The 17,327-nt window shown below is 62.4% G+C and carries 15 protein-coding genes; all 15 read left to right on the forward strand.

Translation table 11 applies throughout. The features are described from left to right. The first annotated feature begins 24 nt into the window (after positions 1-24). Positions 25-1,230 carry a precorrin-6y C5,15-methyltransferase (decarboxylating) subunit CbiE gene (gene cbiE, locus TK42_RS06705; protein WP_103733882.1) on the forward strand — a complete coding sequence of 402 codons (1,206 nt, stop codon included), beginning with the start codon at positions 25-27 and terminating at the stop codon, positions 1,228-1,230. Then, on the forward strand, positions 1,227-1,946 hold the full coding sequence (locus TK42_RS06710) for a cobalt-precorrin-6A reductase (RefSeq protein WP_103733883.1): 720 nt from the start codon (positions 1,227-1,229) through the stop codon (positions 1,944-1,946). Before cbiE ends, TK42_RS06710 begins: the two co-directional genes overlap by 4 nt. 258 nt (positions 1,947-2,204) lie before the next feature. Beyond that, positions 2,205-2,597, forward strand: coding sequence for a DUF2946 domain-containing protein (locus TK42_RS06715; protein WP_005784364.1), 393 nt, complete (start codon positions 2,205-2,207; stop codon positions 2,595-2,597). A 47-nt stretch (positions 2,598-2,644) separates the two neighbouring features. After that, positions 2,645-3,127, forward strand: a complete 483-nt coding sequence (locus TK42_RS06720; RefSeq protein WP_032878127.1) for a copper chaperone PCu(A)C — start codon at positions 2,645-2,647, stop codon at positions 3,125-3,127. Positions 3,128-3,136: 9 nt separating this feature from the next. Further along, complete coding sequence (locus TK42_RS06725) at positions 3,137-3,526, forward strand: DUF2946 domain-containing protein (RefSeq protein ID WP_032878129.1); 390 nt, start codon at positions 3,137-3,139, stop codon at positions 3,524-3,526. A gap of 93 nt (positions 3,527-3,619) precedes the next feature. Beyond that, on the forward strand, positions 3,620-5,680 hold the full coding sequence (locus tag TK42_RS06730) for a TonB-dependent copper receptor (RefSeq protein ID WP_032878130.1): 2,061 nt from the start codon (positions 3,620-3,622) through the stop codon (positions 5,678-5,680). 117 nt (positions 5,681-5,797) lie between these two features. Next, positions 5,798-7,180, forward strand: a complete 1,383-nt coding sequence (locus TK42_RS06735) for a PepSY domain-containing protein (RefSeq protein ID WP_103733884.1) — start codon at positions 5,798-5,800, stop codon at positions 7,178-7,180. A 151-nt stretch (positions 7,181-7,331) separates the two neighbouring features. Then, on the forward strand, positions 7,332-9,440 hold the full coding sequence (locus tag TK42_RS06740) for a TonB-dependent siderophore receptor (protein WP_103733885.1): 2,109 nt from the start codon (positions 7,332-7,334) through the stop codon (positions 9,438-9,440). Continuing rightward, a complete protein-coding gene (locus TK42_RS06745; protein WP_103733886.1) occupies positions 9,440-10,228 on the forward strand; it encodes an ABC transporter ATP-binding protein in 789 nt (262 codons plus the stop codon). The genes TK42_RS06740 and TK42_RS06745 overlap by 1 nt, the downstream gene beginning before the upstream one ends. Beyond that, on the forward strand, positions 10,225-11,172 hold the full coding sequence (locus tag TK42_RS06750; protein ID WP_103733887.1) for an ABC transporter substrate-binding protein: 948 nt from the start codon (positions 10,225-10,227) through the stop codon (positions 11,170-11,172). Before TK42_RS06745 ends, TK42_RS06750 begins: the two co-directional genes overlap by 4 nt. Next, entirely contained in the window at positions 11,169-12,179 is a 1,011-nt protein-coding gene (locus tag TK42_RS06755) for an iron ABC transporter permease (RefSeq protein ID WP_032878137.1), read from the forward strand. The genes TK42_RS06750 and TK42_RS06755 overlap by 4 nt, the downstream gene beginning before the upstream one ends. A 184-nt stretch (positions 12,180-12,363) precedes the next feature. After that, complete coding sequence (urtA, locus tag TK42_RS06760) at positions 12,364-13,629, forward strand: urea ABC transporter substrate-binding protein (RefSeq protein WP_103733888.1); 1,266 nt, start codon at positions 12,364-12,366, stop codon at positions 13,627-13,629. Between the two features lie 165 nt (positions 13,630-13,794). After that, a complete protein-coding gene (gene urtB / locus TK42_RS06765) occupies positions 13,795-15,297 on the forward strand; it encodes an urea ABC transporter permease subunit UrtB (protein WP_032878141.1) in 1,503 nt (500 codons plus the stop codon). Beyond that, a complete protein-coding gene (gene urtC, locus TK42_RS06770) occupies positions 15,297-16,364 on the forward strand; it encodes an urea ABC transporter permease subunit UrtC (protein WP_032878142.1) in 1,068 nt (355 codons plus the stop codon). Before urtB ends, urtC begins: the two co-directional genes overlap by 1 nt. Continuing rightward, positions 16,361-17,194, forward strand: coding sequence for an urea ABC transporter ATP-binding protein UrtD (gene urtD / locus TK42_RS06775; protein ID WP_087149500.1), 834 nt, complete (start codon positions 16,361-16,363; stop codon positions 17,192-17,194). Before urtC ends, urtD begins: the two co-directional genes overlap by 4 nt. The last annotated feature ends 133 nt before the right edge of the window (positions 17,195-17,327 follow it).

A 17,327-nucleotide genomic window follows, 5' to 3' on the forward strand; every position in this document is an offset into this window, starting at 1 on the left:
TCGGATGTCGCTCAAGGAATTGATATGTCGCCCTGGCTGACGGTTGTAGGCATCGGTGAAGACGGCTTCAAGGGCCTGGGCAGGAATGCCCGGCACGCCCTGTTGCGCGCCACGCGGATTATAGGCGGCCAACGCCAGTTGGACCTTTTGCCGGTGTGTATTCGCGGCGAACGCCAGGTGTGGCCGAGCCCGTTTTCCCTGGAGCCGGTGTTGTCGCGGCGCGGGGAGCCTGTGTGCGTCTTGGCCAGTGGCGACCCGATGTTCTATGGCGTCGGCGCCAGCCTGGCCCGGCAAGTGGCAGCTGAAGAGTTGTTGATTTTGCCCGCACCATCGTCGGTGTCCCTGGCGGCAGCGCGCCTGGGCTGGCCGTTGCAGGAGGTGGTGACGCTATCGGTGGTCGCTCGTCCGTTGGCGGCACTTAATGCGCATCTGGCCGCTGGCGTGCGCTTGTTGGTCTTGAGCAATGACGGCAGCAGCCCCGCTTTGATGGCTGCGTTGTTGGCCGAGCGCGGTTTCGGCCCCAGCCGGATTACTGTGTTTGAACACCTGGGCGGCCCGGCTGAGGGGCGCATCGACGGGCACGCGCAATCGTGGGAACACGCCGAGGTTGCCGCTTTGAACCTGGTCGCCATCGACTGCCTGGCGGATGCGAACGCACCACGTCTGTCACGCCTTGCAGGTTTGCCCGACGCGGCCTTCAAGCACGATGGCCAACTGACCAAACGCGACGTGCGCGCCATGACCCTCGCCCGCCTCGCCCCCATGCCCGGCGAACTGCTGTGGGACGTGGGCGCGGGCAGCGGCTCCATCGGCATTGAATGGATGCGCACGCATCCAAGCTGCCGCGCCGTGGCAATCGAGGCCGACGCAGGCCGCCAAAGCCTGATCGAACACAACCGCGACGCCCTCGGCGTGCCCGGCCTGCAACTGATTCGCGGCAAGGCGCCGGAGGCGTTAAGCGGTCTGGAAGCACCGAACGCCATCTTCATCGGCGGCGGCGTCACCCGCGAAGGCGTGCTCGACACCTGCTGGCAACACCTGCGCCCCGGTGGACGGTTGGTGGCCAATGCCGTGACCCTGCAAAGCGAAATGACCTTGATGAACTGGCGCGCCGAGCATGGCGGCGAACTGACCCGCATCCACGTGGCCCAGGCGCAACCATTGGGCGAGTTCGATACCTGGCGCCAGGCATTGCCGATCACGCTATTGGAAGTGATCAAGCCCCTATGAAAAGGATTCTGTTGCTGGGTGGCGTGACGGAGGCGCTGGCCATTGCCCGCACCCTGGGGCCTGAGCATATCTACAGCCTGGCGGGCGTGGGCCGTGTGCCGACCGACCTGAGCTGCCAGGTTCGAGTCGGGGGTTATGGAGGCGCTGAAGGGCTCGCGCAGTTTGTTTGTGATGAACGCATCAGCCTGATCCTCGATGCCACGCATCCGTATGCGGCGCAGATCAGCCACAACGCGGCCCAGGCGGCGCGGTTGAGCGATGTGCCTTGCTGGGCGTTGCGACGTCCAGCGTGGCAGCCGCAGGTGGGGGATGACTGGCGAGAAGTGCCTGACTGGGCCGCCCTGATAGCCGCGTTGAAGCCCTTCAAGCGCCCATTGTTCACCCTGGGTCGCGAACCCTTGCAGCATCTGGATGAAATCCCCGCCGACCAGTTCTGGACGCTGCGCGCACTGGACGTTTATCCGGGGAATGCGCGGTGTGAAGTGATCGGCGCGCGCGGACCGTTTCTGATCGAGGATGAGCGGGCTTTATTCGAACGGCGCAGGATCGATGTACTGATCAGCAAGAACAGCGGCAGCACCGCCACCGAACCGAAGCTGGAAGTGGCGCGTGAGCGAGGGGTTCCGGTGTTGGTGCTGAAGCGGCCGGTGCTGGCTACCGTAGATCGAGAATTCACCAGCGTAGCTGCGGTGCTACAGGCAATACACCCCCTCTGAGCAACACCGACCTAATGTGGGAGGGGGCTTGCTCCCGATGGCGGCGGATCAGCCAACAAATCAGTAACTGACACACCGCGATCGGGAGCAAGCCCCCTCCCACATTTGACCTGCGCAGCCCTGAAGATCCTCATCCACTCAATTGCCGTCTATCCTCAAATCCAGCACTGCGACACCAAACCACACCGCCCCTTTTTACTTATCCCCCCCGATCAGGCTAAATACCCACTGATCGTTTAACCCTACGGATTATCCGCCATGGCCCGTCAACGCTTTGCAATTGCCTGGATCGCCTGCCTTGCAGTGCTGTTCAATGCGTTTGCCATGCCGTTGGCCAGTGCGATGCAGCAGACTGATGATCCGGTCAAGCGTCTGATGTGGGGTGGGTTCTGTTCGTCCAATGGTGCCAGCCTGAAGGCGATTGCCCTGGGCAAGCTGGAAATCCCGGCAGCGCCGGACGATCACTCTGCCATGCAGCATTGCTGGTGTTGCTCGGGCTCGGCGCCGTTGGTGGCGTTGCCGGGGCATGTGCCGCAGCTGTATGTGACGCGCTTCGAGGCGGTGCAGAGCCTGCCGCCACGCTTATTGCGCAATCCCACCCCGCGCCAGCAATGGCCAAGCCTTAACCCTCGCGCCTCCCCAACGGTCTGATCTTCTTCGCAAGTGAACTGCGTTTAGAACCGTTCTGGAGAACTGCCATGCTTAAATCTTCCCTGCTTCTGGCTGCGTTGCTGTTGCCGGTGTTCAGTGCTGCCAATGCCGATGACTACAAGGCCGGCGACCTGTTGGTGAGCGATCCCTGGTCCCAGGAGCTGCCACCGAATGCGCCGACCGTGGCGGCCTACTTTGTGATTCATAACACCGGGGCTGCTCCGGATCGCCTGCTCAGCGTTGAAACCAGCGTCGCGGAGAAAGCCGAGCTGCACGAGCATGTGATGCAAGGCGACTTGATGAAGATGCAGCAAGTGCCCAGCGTTGCCGTACCGGCCAAGGGTGAGCTGACCTTCGCGCCGATGGCTTATCACGTGATGCTGCTGGGCCTCAAAGACCGCAGCCTGTTGGCCGATGGCAAGCAATTCCCACTGACCCTGACCTTCGAGAAAGCAGGCAAGGTTCAGGTGCAAGTGTCGGTGCAGAAGGTCCCGCCGATGGCCACGCACGAGCATAAGCACACTCACTAGACCTACCCGATGGGCGCCCCCCGCGCCAGGTTGTCTCCGCACCGCCGTGTGATGCGCGGCAGTTGGATCAGCCTGTTCGCCATGCTGATGATCTTTATCGGTCCGCTGATTTCCCAAGCGATGCCGATGGATCATCACGCCGGTATGTCCATGGACATGCCCGCGTGCCACGGCGAGCCCAAGCCGACCAAAACCCCCGACGAACATCATGTCCTCTGGGAGAAATGCGGCTATTGCAGCCTGCTGTTCAGTTGCCCGGCCCTGCCCGGCAGCGTCTCCTACGTAACGCTCGGCACCCCGCCGCCAGCCAACGCACTCATCCCCGCCCCCCGCCTGGGCCATGCTCGGCAGAGCATCTTCCCTGGCGCCCGCAGTCGTGCGCCGCCCATCGTGTCGTAAGCGCTTCACCGCGTTACTTCACCCCGGCCGACTTCAATTAGACAGCCGCAGGCTGCTGGCCGTGTTGTTTACGATTGATTGATGGAATTTGTCATGTCCAGGTTTTCTGCTGACACCCGTTTGGGCGCTGCCCCTGTTTTCGCCGCTCTGTGCGGCGCACTGCTTGCCCCCTACGCCCATGCGCACGAACACGAGCTGAGCCCCACGGTGATCACCGCGATCGCTCCCAGTTCGCCCCTCACCGTTGTCACCAACCCCAAGGATCCACGCCAGCCGGTGCCCGCGAGCGATGGCGGCGACTACCTCAAGACCATCCCCGGCTTCGCCCTGGTGCGCAACGGCGGCACCAACGGCGACCCGGTGCTGCGCGGCATGTTCGGCTCACGCCTGAACATCCTTACCAACGGCGGCATGATGCTCGGCGCCTGCCCAGGCCGCATGGATGCGCCGACTTCGTATATTTCGCCGGAAACCTACGACAAGCTCACCGTGATCAAAGGCCCGCAAACCGTACTCTGGGGCCCGGGCGCGTCGGCCGGTACGATCCTGTTCGAGCGTGAGCCCGAGCAGTTCGGCGAGCTGGGCACGCGGGTCAACGCCAGTGTGCTGGCCGGTTCCAACGGGCGTTTCGACAAGGTCATCGATGCTGCTGCAGGAGGCCCGTTGGGCTATGTGCGGGTGATCGGCAACCAGGCCCATGCCGACGATTACAAGGACGGCAACAACGACACTGTCGCCTCGCGCTATGACAAGTGGAATGGCGATGTGGCGGTGGGTTTCACCCCCGACGCCGACACGCTGCTGGAACTCACCGCCGGCCGTGGCGACGGGGAAGCGCGCTACGCCGGACGCGGTATGGACGGCTCGCAATTCCTGCGCGAAAGCCTCGGGCTGCGCTTCGAAAAATCCAACCTCGGCGAGGTGCTGGACAAGGTCGAGGCCCAGGTCTACTACAACTACGCCGACCACGTCATGGACAACTACAGCCTGCGCGTCCCTTCGGGCACCGGCATGATGGCCGGGCCCATGGCCTCCAACGTCGACCGTCGCACCCTGGGCGGTCGCATCAAGGCAACCTGGCGCTGGGCCGATGTGCAACTGATCGGCGGTCTGGACGCGCAGACCAACGAACACCGCGCGCGCAGCAGCATGGGCATCGACACCTACAAGGACCTGCCGCGCAACAAGGACGCCAACTTCCACAACTACGGGGTATTCGGCGAGCTGACCTGGTACGCCGCCGACAACGACCGCCTGATCACCGGCGCCCGCCTGGACCGTGCCTCAGCCAAGGATTTCCGGCAACGCACCGGCTCGGCAATGATGAGCCGCCCCAACCCCACCGCCGACGACACCCGCGCAGACACCTTGCCATCGGGCTTTGTGCGCTACGAGCACGACCTGGCGGACACGCCCACGACCGTCTATGCGGGCCTGGGTCACGCTGAACGCTTTCCGGATTACTGGGAACTGTTCTCCCCCAACACCGGCGCGGTCGGCTCGGTGAATGCCTTTGATGGCGTGAAGCCCGAGAAGACCACGCAGCTGGATTTCGGCGCGCAATACAAAACCGCCGACCTCGAAGCCTGGGCCTCGGGTTACGTCGGCCAGGTGCGCGACTTCATCCTGTTCGACTACCGGCCCGGCATGATGGGCACCACCTCCCAGGCGCGCAATGTCGACGCGCGCATCATGGGTGGCGAGTTGGGTGCGGCCTACAAGCTGAGCCGCAACTGGAAAGCCGACGCCAGCCTCGCCTACGCCTGGGGCAAGAACAGCAGCGATGGCAAAGCCCTGCCGCAGATGCCGCCGCTGGATGCACGCCTGGGCCTGACCTACAGCGAAGACGACTGGAGTGCCGGCGCCTTGTGGCGCGTGGTCGCGGCGCAAAACCGCATCGACCAGAACAAGGGCAACGTGGTCGGCAAGGACTACGACAAGAGCGGCGGTTTCGGCGTGTTCTCGCTCAACGCTGCGTACCGCATCAATAAGAACTTCAAGGTCAGTACCGGAGTCGACAACCTGTTCGGCAAGGCTTATGCCGAGCATTTGAACCTGGCGGGTAACGCAGGCTTCGGTTACCCGGCGAATGACCCGCAAGCCATCAAGGAGCCGGGGCGTACGCTCTGGACCAAGGTGGACATGAGCTTCTAACAGCATCGGGAGCAAGCCCCCTCCCACACTTGAAACGCATTTCAAATGTGGGAGGGGGCTTGCCCCCGATAGCGGTGTAACCGACACAAAAAAATCAAAAGCCTTGCGGAGCCCCTGATGAGCACACCGAAGATCTCCTTCTACAACCTGGCCTGGCGCTGGCACTTCTACGCCGGTCTCTTTGTCGCCCCTTTCATGGTGCTGCTGGCCCTGACCGGCATCATCTACCTGTTCAAACCCCAGCTCGACCCGCTGATGTACGGCCACCTGCTCACCGTACCCACAGCCGAGCACGCTCTGAGCGCGGACGAACTGCTGCAACGCGCCAAAGACGCCTATCCCCAGGCCGCGATCAGCAAATACCTGCCGCCTGCCGACGCCACCAGCAGCGCGCAGTTCGTGATGCACAACCAGGGCCGCGAGATCAGCGTATTCGTCGACCCGTATCGCGGCACAGTCCTGGGTGAGCAGGACGCCAAAAACAACCTGCAGGCCATTGCCCGCGCCCTGCACGGCGAGCTGATGATCGGCACCACCGGCGACCGCCTGATAGAACTCGCCGCCGGCTGGGGCGTCATGCTGGTGGTGTCCGGCCTGTACCTGTGGTGGCCGCGTGGCAAGTCATCGGCTGGCATATTGTGGCCGCGCCTCAACAGCCGTGGCCGCTTGTTCTGGCGTGACCTGCACGCTGTCGCCGGCTTCTGGGGCGCGGCATTTCTGCTGGTCATGCTGCTCAGCGGCATGACCTGGACCGGTTTCTGGGGCAAGCAATACGCCGATCTGTGGAACACCTTTCCGGCGGCGATGTGGAACAACGTGCCGCAGTCCGACCAGCAGGCACGCGTGCTTAACACGGCCACCCAACAGACCGTGCCCTGGGCCATGGAAAACACGCCGATGCCGATGTCCGGCGACCACGCCGAACACATGAAGCATGGCGCCATGCACTCAGGCCCTGCCGCGCCAAGCGTGCGCCTGCAACAAGTGGTCGACCTGGCCAATGCGCGCGGCGTGGAGCCCGGCTACAGCATCGCCTTCCCCCCCACCGCCACGGGGGTATTCACCGTCGCGGTGTTCGCCAACGACCCGCGCAATGACGCCACCCTGCATGTGGACCAGTACACCGGCAAGGTCCTGGCCGATGTGCGTTGGGAACATTACAACTTGGTCGCCCGCGCCACCGAGACCGGCGTGATGCTGCATGAAGGCAAGATGTTCGGCTGGGTCAACCAACTGATCGTGCTGGTGATCTGCCTGATGATCCTGCTCAGTGCGGTCAGCGGCGTGGTGATCTGGTGGAAGCGTCGCCCTGCCGGTGGCGTGGGTGTTCCGCCGTTGCGTCATGACCTGCCAAAGTGGAAAACCGCGATGGTGATCATGCTGGGCCTGGCACTTGTTTTCCCGCTGGTGGGGGCGTCGCTGATCGTGGTGTGGGTACTGGATCGTCTGGTGCTGTCGCGCTTTTTTGGCCAAGGTGAATCCGCTTCAGGTTCCGCATGAAACAGGCGAGATGCCCAATCCAGGGGGCTTGTGTAGCCTTGCGCAGACTTTTGCCCCGCAGCCGATAAGTGTTAACTTATAACACTTTCTGCGCTATCGTTGCTCGCCGCGCCCTGCGGCGAGTACCTCTCAAGAAGCGACTGATCGACCGATGAACAAATACCTTGCGAGCGGCCTGTGCCTGCTCGCCCTGCATACCAACGCCCAGGCCCTGACCCTGCCCGCCAGCCCCATTACCGCACCGGCAGTGGATAGTGAGCGCGTTGACCTCAACACCCCGACCACCGCCGGTTCGCGCCTGAATCTCACAGCGCTGCAAACCCCCGGCAGCGTTGAAAGCCAGACCGGCGCCCAGATCCGCGAACGTGGCGACGCCAGCGTGCAGGACGCCATCTCCCGCGCCACCGGCATCAGCCGCACCGGCACGCCGGGCGACGGCGGCACCTCGTTGCAGGCCCGCGGCTTTACCGGCCAAAGCTCGGTTATGCAGCTGTACGACGGCAACCGCATGTACACCGGCATGGGCACCTCGACCTTCCCGGTGGACAGCTGGGCAGTGGAGCGGGTGGACGTGCTGCGCGGCCCGGCCTCGGTGCTGTACGGCGAAGGCGCCACCGGCGCGGTGATCAACACGATCTCGAAAAAACCCTTTGCGGGCGAGATCGAAAACCATATCCGCCTTGGCTACGGCTCCTACGACCGCCAGCAGCAAGCCCTCGACAGCGGCGGCTCGCTGACCGACACCTTGAGCTACCGCTTGAACCTCAACCGCCTGCGCAGCAACGGCTTCATCGACCGTGGCGATTCCAGCAGCGATTTCATCAGCGGCGCCCTGCGCTGGCAACCAGCCGACAACCTGAGTTTCACCCTGGCCAGCGACTACGGTGATCAGCGCCCACAAAACTACTTCGGCACGCCCCTGGTCAACGGCCAGTTGCACAAGGGCCTGCGCGACAAGAACTACAACGTCAGCAACGACACCCAGCACTACAACGACCAGTGGACGCGCCTGACCAGCGAGTGGCAACTCAACGACAACGTCAGCGCCACCAACGAGTTGTACTACCTGAAAAACCAGCGTCGCTGGCAAAACGCCGAGAACTACAATTTCACCAACGGCCAACTGACCCGCAGCGGCAACTTCGGTATCAAGCACGATCAGGAACAGGTGGGCGACCGCCAGACCTTCACCTTCAAGCACACCCTGTTCGGCCTCGATAGCCAGACCGTAGCGGGCGTGGAATACAACCGCATTCGCTTTCGCCTGGCGAGCAACACGCCATTTAATGATGTGTCGGGAACCGGCCAACCCATCGACCTGTATCACCCGGCGCCCGCGCCGTTTGCCAGTAAAGACCCGTTCAAACCGGTGTTTTCCACTACGACCAAAACCTTCGCAGGGTTTGCTGAAAACCGCTTGCAGTTGACCGACCAACTCACGCTGATCACCGGTATCCGCCGCGACTACGCGCATATCGACCGCGACGACCTGCGCACTGGCGGCCAATCCGACAAAACCCTCACCGGCAATAACTGGAAAGCCGGTCTGGTCTACGCGATCACCCCGGACACCTCGGTCTACGGCCAGTACGCCACCAGCACCGACGGCGTCGGCGGGCTGATCTCCCTGAGCCCGAGCCAGCAACAGTTCGACCTGTCTACCGCCAAGCAGACCGAGGTCGGCATCAAACAAGCGTTCTGGGGTGCCCGCGGAGAATGGACCCTCGCCGCCTACCACATCGTCAAAAAGAAACTGCTGACGGATGTGCCGGGTGAGCCGGACTTCAAACAGCAAGTCGGCCAACAATCCTCCAACGGCCTGGAAGCCAGCCTCGACTTGCAACTGCCCCACGCCTGGCAGTTGCAAGCCAACGCCGCCGTCGTGCGGGCGCAGTACGACGATTTCAAACAAGACGTCAACGGCGTACAGGTCTCCCGCGACGGCAACCGCCCGGTGGACGTTCCGCGCCGCACCGCAAACCTGTGGCTGAGCAAGGCCGTGACCGACAACGTGCGTGCCGCTGCCGGTGTGCGTTACGTCGACGCACGCTATGCCGATATGGCCAACCAGAGCGAGCTGCCGAGCTATACCGTGGTCGATGCCACGTTGTCGTGGAAAGCCATGCGCAACACCACGCTGGGCCTGCAACTCAATAACCTGTTCGATCGCACTTATGCGGTCAGCCAATACAACGATGGGCAGCAGTGGATTCTAGGTGTACCTCGCTCCATGTTCATTACCGCGGACTACACCTTCTAATGACCTCACTCACCCTCACCGACCTGGCTTGGACTCCACCCGGCCACAACCACTGCCATCACCAGTTCCAACTGCGTGACGCCAGCCTGCGCGTCGGTGCCGGGGAGTTTGTCGGGCTGATCGGACCTAACGGCAGTGGCAAGACCAGCCTGTTGCGCTGCGCCTATCGGTTCACCCGGCCAGAACACGGTGATGTATCGCTTGCACACCAGAATGTCTGGAAGCAAAGTGCAAAGTGGTGCGCGCAACGCATCGCCGTGGTGCTGCAGGAGTTTCCCGATACCTTCGGCTTACGCGTGGATGAGGTGGTCGCCATGGGGCGCACACCCCACAAGGGTTTGTTCGACAGCGACACACTGCACGACCAGCAACTGATCCTTCACGCGCTGGAATCGGTGGGCATGCAAGGCTTCGAGGACCATGCCTTTGCGACCCTGTCCGGCGGTGAAAAACAGCGCGTCATCCTTGCCCGCGCCCTGGCCCAGCAACCGCAACTGTTGATCCTTGACGAGCCGACCAACCACCTCGACCCGCGTTATCAACTTGAGTTGCTCAGGCTGGTCAGGCGTTTGAACATCGGCACCCTGGCGAGTATCCATGACCTCAACCTGGCCGCCGCCTTCTGTGATCGCCTGTACGTGATCCACCACGGGCGCATCGTCGCCAGCGGCACGCCCCACGAAGTGCTGACCGCCGCGTTGCTGCGCGACGTGTTTGGCGTCGAGGCCTTGATCGACACTCACCCCTTGGACGGCTACCCACGAATCACTTGGATAACCCAGCCATGATCCTGCGCATCCTGCTGTCTCTGCCTCTGTTGCTCGGCGCGGCTCAAGCACTCGCCGAAAGCACCCGATACCCGCTGACCATCAAAAGTTGCAACCGCGACGTAACCTTCCAGCAAGCCCCACAACACGCGGTCAGCCACGACATCAACATGACCCAGATGATGCTCGCCCTGGGCCTCAAGCCACGCATGGCCGGCTACAGCGGCGTGACCGGCTGGAAGTCAGTACCGCCGCAAATGGCCACGCTCCTCGACGGCCTGCCGGAACTGGCGAGCAAGTACCCGTCGGTGGAAACCCTGCTCAACGCCAACGTGGATTTCTTCTTCGCCGGCTGGGGTTACGGTATGCGCGTGGGCGGCGACCTCACGCCTTACACCCTGCAACCCTTGGGCATCAATGTGTATGAGTTGACCGAGTCATGTGCGTTCGTGATGAAGCGCCCAGCCGCAAGCCTCGACGATACCTATAACGACCTGCGCAACCTGGGCAGGATCTTCGACGTGCAGGATCGCGCCAATACCCTTATCGCCCAGATGCAGGCGCACGTGGCCGAGGTGCAAAAAGACCTGCCCGCCGACAAGCCACGGGTGTTCCTTTACGACAGCGGCGAAGACCGCGCCATGACCTCGGGCCGCCTGGGCATGCCCCAGGCGCTGATCGACGCCGCCGGCGGGCGTAACATCCTCGATGACATCGACGCCAGCTGGACCCGAGTCAACTGGGAAACCGTCGTTGAGCGCAACCCACAAGTCATCGTGATCGTTGACTACAGCGAGGTCACCGCCGAACAGAAGAAACAGTTCCTGCTTGACCACCCTGCACTGCAATCGGTGGAGGCCATCAAGCACCAGCACTTCATCGTGATCCCCTATATGCAAGCCACACCAAGCATCGACAACGTGCTAGCGGTTGAAACCCTGGCCAAGGGGTTTCACGGCGAATGATCACCCGTCACTACGTCCTGTTATTAAGCGCCCTGGGTGCCTTGTTGCTGGTCTCCTGCGTGATCTCCCTGGGGTTCGGTTCGGCGCAGGTGCCAGTGGACGTGGTGTGGCGAATTTTGCTGAACAAGGTGTTCGGCTTGGGTGTGGTGGACTGGAGTGTGGGCCAGGAACATATCGTCTGGCTGATCCGTGTGCCGCGTATGCTACTGGGGGCGCTGGTAGGCGCCGGGCTGGCACTGATAGGCGCGGTACTGCAGGCGGTCACGCGTAACTCGCTGGCCGACCCGCACCTGCTCGGTGTGACCTCCGGCGCCACCCTCGGCGCGGTGATCGTGGTGCTGCATGTGGGTGAAATCATCGGCCTGCTGACCTTGCCCCTCGCCGCCTTTATCGGTGCGCTGCTGAGCATGTTGGTGGTGCTGGCCGTCGCCAGTCGCAACGGTCGCCTGGAAAGTGATCGCCTGCTGCTGTGCGGTGTAGCGGTGTCGTTTGTGATGATGGCGGTGGCCAACCTGTTGCTGTTCATGGGTGACCACCGCGCCGCCTCGGCGGTGATGTTCTGGATGCTCGGCGGCCTGGGACTGGCCCGCTGGGAACTGCTGGCAATTCCCGCCACCACGGTGCTGCTGGGGTTGCTGTTGCTGCTCGGCATGGCCCGCCCGCTCAACGCATTGATGGCCGGTGAGCAGACCGCCGTGACCCTCGGTTTGAACGCACGCAATGTACGCTTGAAAGTCTTCCTGGTCGCCTCGCTGATGACCGGCGTGCTGGTGTCCATCAGCGGCTCTATCGGCTTTGTCGGGCTGATGGTGCCGCACATCGCCCGGCGCCTGATAGGTGCCGAACACCGGCGTTTACTGCCAGTGTGCGTGCTGCTGGGCAGTGTGTTCCTGGTGTGGGTCGATGTCGCCGCACGCACACTGATAGCGCCCGAAGACTTGCCGATTGGCGTGGCGACGGCGGCGATTGGCGGGCTGTTTTTTATCGGTTTGATGCGCAAGCGTTGAGCGCGCCCCGTTGTAGCGCACAGCCACGCACCTGGCAGACCGTCCCGCCATTTCATGGTGCATTTCCCATGCGCTGACCTGGGCGAAGCGACCATTTCATGCCTTTTTCCGACTCGGCACAGCGCTTGCAATCACCTGCTCAACTTTCCCCTCATAACAGTGTTGAGTCCACGGAGATCGCACCATGCAGCGTCGCAGCTTGATCAAGGCTTTCACTTTGTCGGCATCCATTGTCGCCATGGGTTTGACCTGGACCGTCCAGGCCGCCGAGACCATCAAGGTCGGCATCCTGCACTCGTTGTCCGGGACCATGGCGATCTCCGAAACCTCGCTTAAAGACATGGCGCTGATGACCATCGACGAGATCAACGCCAAGGGCGGCGTGAACGGCAAGATGCTCGAACCAGTGGTGGTGGACCCGGCGTCCAACTGGCCGCTGTTCGCAGAAAAAGGCCGGCAACTGTTGACCCAGGACAAGGTTGCCGTGGTGTTTGGCTGCTGGACCTCGGTGTCGCGCAAATCCGTATTGCCGGTGTTCGAAGAACTCAACGGTTTGCTGTTCTACCCGGTGCAATATGAAGGCGAAGAGATGTCGCCTAACGTGTTCTACACCGGTGCGGCGCCGAACCAGCAGGCGATTCCGGCAGTGGAATACCTGATGAGCGAAGAAGGCGGCAGTGCCAAGCGCTTCTTCCTGCTGGGCACCGACTACGTGTACCCGCGCACCACCAACAAGATCCTGCGCTCGTTCCTGCATTCCAAAGGTGTGGCGGATAAAGATATCGAAGAGGTCTACACCCCGTTCGGCCATGCCGATTACCAGACCATCGTCGCCAACATCAAGAAATTCTCCGCCGGCGGCAAGACTGCGGTGGTCTCCACCGTCAACGGCGATTCCAACGTGCCATTCTACAAAGAGCTGGCCAACCAGGGCTTGAAAGCCACCGAAGTACCGGTGGTGGCGTTCTCGGTGGGCGAAGAAGAACTGCGCGGCATCGACACCAAACCACTGGTGGGCAACCTGGCGGCGTGGAATTACTTCCAGTCGGTAGAGAACCCGGTCAACCAGAAATTCGTCGCCGACTGGAAAGCCTACGCCAAGAAGCGCAACCTGCCGGGCGCAGACAAAGCCGTGACCAACGACCCGATGGAAGCCACCTATGTGGGCATCCATATGTGGGCCCAGGCGGCAGAGAAAGCCAAGTCCACCGACGTCGACAAAGTGCGCGAAGCCCTGGGCGGCCAGACCTTCGCCGCACCGTCGGGCTTTACCCTGACCATGGACAAGACCAACCACCACCTGCACAAGCCGGTGATGATCGGCGAGATCCAGGCCGACGGGCAGTTCTCGGTGGTGTGGCAGACCGAAGCGCCGATTCGGGCACAGCCATGGAGCCCTTACATCCCGGGCAATGACAAGAAGCCGGATTACGCGGTGAAGAGCAACTAAAGCCCCACGACTCTAATGTAGGGCATGGTCAATGTGGGAGCTGGCTTGCCTGCGATGCAAACAACTCGGTGTGCCTGACACACCGCAGCGATGCCATCGCAGGCAAGCCAGCTCCCACAGACAACCAGCGCCCACACTGTCCCCGCATGATCAGGACATTTTTGTATGCCCACTGCCCTCCACCGCTTCATCCTCGCCGTGCTGTTGTTGCTGCCTTTGGCCGCACACGCCAGCGACGCCGAAGACTTCATCAACGCCAACCCGATGCAACAAGCCAAGCTGCTCCAGGACTGGGCCGCCCAGCCTGACCCGGCGCGCATCGAGCTGGTGGATGCCCTGCAACAAGGCCAACTTAACGTCAACGGCGAAACCAAGACCGTACGCCTGAACAACCGTCTGCGCGGCCTGATCGACAACGTCCAAGCCAGCCAGCAACTGCTCGCCGCCGATCCCAAGGTTCGCCTGGCGGCAGCTCGAACCCTGCAAAAAAGCGCTGTGCCTGCGCAGTTGAAATTCCTCGACCAGCAGGTCGCCGCCGAAACCGACGAGGATGTGCACAGCGCCCTCAGCCTGGCCCTGGCCAACCTGCAACTGGTGGACAGTGACCCTGCGGTGCGACTGGCCGCCGTGCGTCTGCTCGGCAGCACCGGCGACCCGCTGGCCCGCACGCGCCTCGAAGCGCTGCTCGCGCCGGGCGTGGAAACCGATGCCGCCGTGCACACCGCCGCCGAAACCAGCCTGGCCCAGGTCAAACGCAAACTGATGGTCGGCGAGATCCTCGGGCAGGCGTTCAGCGGCATGTCGCTGGGCTCGATTCTATTGCTGGCGGCACTGGGTCTGGCGATCACCTTCGGCCTGCTCGGCGTGATCAACATGGCCCATGGCGAGATGCTGATGCTCGGCGCCTACTCCACCTATGTGGTGCAGCTGATGATGCAGCGCTATGTGCCCCAGGCCATCGAGTTCTACCCGCTGATCGCGCTACCGGTGGCGTTCTTCGTCACCGCCGCCATCGGCATGGCCCTGGAACGCACGGTGATTCGTCACCTCTATGGCCGACCACTGGAAACCCTGCTCGCCACCTGGGGCATCAGCCTGATGCTGATCCAACTGGTGCGCCTGGTGTTCGGCGCGCAGAACGTCGAAGTGTCCAACCCCGCCTGGCTGTCCGGCGGTATTCAAGTACTGCCCAACCTGGTGCTGCCGTACAACCGCATCGTCATCATTGCCTTCGCGCTGTTCGTGGTGGTGCTCACCTGGTTGTTGCTGAACAAGACACGCCTGGGCCTTAACGTGCGCGCCGTCACCCAGAACCGCAACATGGCCGCCTGCTGCGGCGTGCCCACCGGGCGCGTGGACATGCTCGCCTTTGGTCTGGGCTCCGGCATCGCAGGCCTTGGTGGCGTGGCCCTGAGCCAGATCGGCAACGTCGGCCCGGACCTGGGCCAGAGCTACATCATCGACTCGTTCCTGGTGGTGGTACTCGGTGGCGTCGGCCAGTTGGCCGGTAGCGTAATGGCAGCCTTCGGCCTGGGTATCGCCAACAAGATTCTTGAACCGCAAATCGGTGCCGTGCTCGGCAAGATCCTGATCCTCGCGCTGATCATTCTGTTTATCCAGAAACGCCCGCAAGGACTCTTCGCACTGAAAGGACGGGTGATCGACTGATGAACCAGCCATTGATGCTTACGGCCACGCAAAAGGCCGGCCCCAAAGTGACGATCGCCGTCGGCGTGGTGATCCTGTTCCTGCTCCTGGCGCTGCCACTGTGTTCGCTGCTGGCGCCGGACAATCCACTGCATGTATCGGCCTACACCCTGACGCTGGTGGGCAAGATCCTCTGCTACGCCATCGTCGCGCTCGCGCTGGACCTGGTGTGGGGCTATGCCGGGATGTTGTCCCTGGGCCACGGTCTGTTCTTCGCCCTGGGCGGTTATGCCATGGGCATGTACCTGATGCGCCAGGCGTCGGGCGACGGGTTGCCGGCGTTCATGACCTTTTTGTCCTGGACCGAATTGCCCTGGTACTGGGCGGGCACCGACAACTTTCTCTGGGCGCTGTGCCTGGTGGTGCTGGCCCCGGGAGTGCTCGCGCTAGTGTTCGGTTTCTTCGCCTTCCGCTCGCGAATCAAAGGCGTGTATTTCTCGATCATGACCCAGGCCCTGACCTTTGCCGGAATGCTGTTGTTCTTTCGCAACGAGACCGGGTTCGGCGGCAATAACGGCTTCACCAACTTTCGCAGCATCTTAGGCTTTGGCATTACAGAACCTGGCACACGGGCGGTGTTATTTGTGGCCACGGTGCTGTTGCTGGTAGCCAGCCTGTACATCGGCTGGCGCCTGGCGCAGAGCAAGTTCGGCCGCGTGCTGACCGCCTTGCGCGATGCCGAGAACCGCCTGATGTTCTGTGGTTACGACCCGCGTGGCTTCAAGTTGTTCGTGTGGGTGTTGAGCGCAGTGTTGTGCGGGTTGGCGGGGGCGCTGTATGTGCCGCAGGTGGGCATTATCAACCCCAGCGAAATGTCGCCGACCAACTCCATCGAGGCCGCCGTATGGGTCGCCCTCGGCGGGCGGGGCACACTGATCGGGCCATTGCTCGGCGCTGGGGTGGTCAACGGCATGAAGAGCTGGTTCACGGTGGCGTTTCCCGAGTACTGGCTGTTCTTCCTGGGGGCGCTGTTCATCATCGTCACCCTGTACCTGCCCAAGGGCGTTATCGGCCTGCTGAAGAAATGAGGAACGTCATGCTTGAACCTATTTTCGATGCGGGCAGCGGCCGCGATGCGATCGGTATCGGCCAGGCCGCAGGCAAAGGGCTCAACACCCGCCACGGCACCATCCTGACCCTGGAAGATATCAGCGTCAGCTTCGACGGTTTCAAAGCGTTGAATGACCTGAACCTGTATATCGGCGTCGGCGAATTACGCTGCATCATCGGCCCCAACGGCGCAGGCAAGACCACGTTGATGGACGTGATCACCGGCAAGACCCGGCCCAGCCACGGCAGGGCCTGGTTCGGCGAAACCCTGGATCTGACCAGCATGAGCGAAGTGCAAATCGCCCAGGCCGGTATCGGCCGCAAGTTCCAGAAGCCTACGGTGTTCGAAGCCCTCAGCGTGTTCGAAAACCTTGAGCTGGCGCAGAAGACCGACAAGTCGGTGTGGGCCAGCCTGCGGGCGCGCCTGAGTGGCGAGCAAAAAGACCGCATCGATGAAGTACTCGACACCATCCGCCTGACCGCCTCGGTGCATCGGCCCGCGGGTTTACTGTCCCACGGCCAGAAGCAGTTCCTGGAAATCGGCATGTTGCTGATGCAAGACCCGCAACTGTTGCTGCTCGACGAACCGGTGGCCGGCATGACCGACGCCGAAACCGAATTCACTGCCGAACTGTTCAAGCGCCTGGCTGGTAAGCATTCGTTGATGGTGGTGGAGCACGACATGGGCTTTGTCGGCTCCATCGCTGATCACGTCACCGTGTTGCACCAGGGCAGCGTATTGGCCGAAGGGTCGCTGGAACAGGTGCAGGAAAATGAGCGGGTGATCGAGGTCTACCTCGGTCGCTAACGCTGACACGAACTGCTTTATGTGGGAGCTGGCTTGCCTGCGATGGCGTCACCTCAGTGTCACACAAACACCGAGTCGCCTGCATCGCAGGCAAGCCAGCTCCCACATTTGATCCGGTTCCCGCAGGGGGATT

Origin of the sequence: Pseudomonas sp. GZJR-8 (genome assembly GCF_002916705.1) — a bacterium.
In the GTDB taxonomy this organism is placed as follows: domain Bacteria; phylum Pseudomonadota; class Gammaproteobacteria; order Pseudomonadales; family Pseudomonadaceae; genus Aquipseudomonas; species Aquipseudomonas synxantha_A.

Bases quoted from the DNA above. Each gene is read 5' to 3' on its own strand.
- cbiE (WP_103733882.1), top strand. From the start codon at position 25: ATGTCGCCCTGGCTGACGGTTGTAGGCATCGGTGAAGACGGCTTCAAG.
- TK42_RS06710 (WP_103733883.1), top strand. From the start codon at position 1,227: ATGAAAAGGATTCTGTTGCTGGGTGGCGTGACGGAGGCGCTGGCCATT.
- TK42_RS06715 (WP_005784364.1), top strand. From the start codon at position 2,205: ATGGCCCGTCAACGCTTTGCAATTGCCTGGATCGCCTGCCTTGCAGTG.
- TK42_RS06720 (WP_032878127.1), top strand. From the start codon at position 2,645: ATGCTTAAATCTTCCCTGCTTCTGGCTGCGTTGCTGTTGCCGGTGTTC.
- TK42_RS06725 (WP_032878129.1), top strand. From the start codon at position 3,137: ATGGGCGCCCCCCGCGCCAGGTTGTCTCCGCACCGCCGTGTGATGCGC.
- TK42_RS06730 (WP_032878130.1), top strand. From the start codon at position 3,620: ATGTCCAGGTTTTCTGCTGACACCCGTTTGGGCGCTGCCCCTGTTTTC.
- TK42_RS06735 (WP_103733884.1), top strand. From the start codon at position 5,798: ATGAGCACACCGAAGATCTCCTTCTACAACCTGGCCTGGCGCTGGCAC.
- TK42_RS06740 (WP_103733885.1), top strand. From the start codon at position 7,332: ATGAACAAATACCTTGCGAGCGGCCTGTGCCTGCTCGCCCTGCATACC.
- TK42_RS06745 (WP_103733886.1), top strand. From the start codon at position 9,440: ATGACCTCACTCACCCTCACCGACCTGGCTTGGACTCCACCCGGCCAC.
- TK42_RS06750 (WP_103733887.1), top strand. From the start codon at position 10,225: ATGATCCTGCGCATCCTGCTGTCTCTGCCTCTGTTGCTCGGCGCGGCT.
- TK42_RS06755 (WP_032878137.1), top strand. From the start codon at position 11,169: ATGATCACCCGTCACTACGTCCTGTTATTAAGCGCCCTGGGTGCCTTG.
- urtA (WP_103733888.1), top strand. From the start codon at position 12,364: ATGCAGCGTCGCAGCTTGATCAAGGCTTTCACTTTGTCGGCATCCATT.
- urtB (WP_032878141.1), top strand. From the start codon at position 13,795: ATGCCCACTGCCCTCCACCGCTTCATCCTCGCCGTGCTGTTGTTGCTG.
- urtC (WP_032878142.1), top strand. From the start codon at position 15,297: ATGAACCAGCCATTGATGCTTACGGCCACGCAAAAGGCCGGCCCCAAA.
- urtD (WP_087149500.1), top strand. From the start codon at position 16,361: ATGAGGAACGTCATGCTTGAACCTATTTTCGATGCGGGCAGCGGCCGC.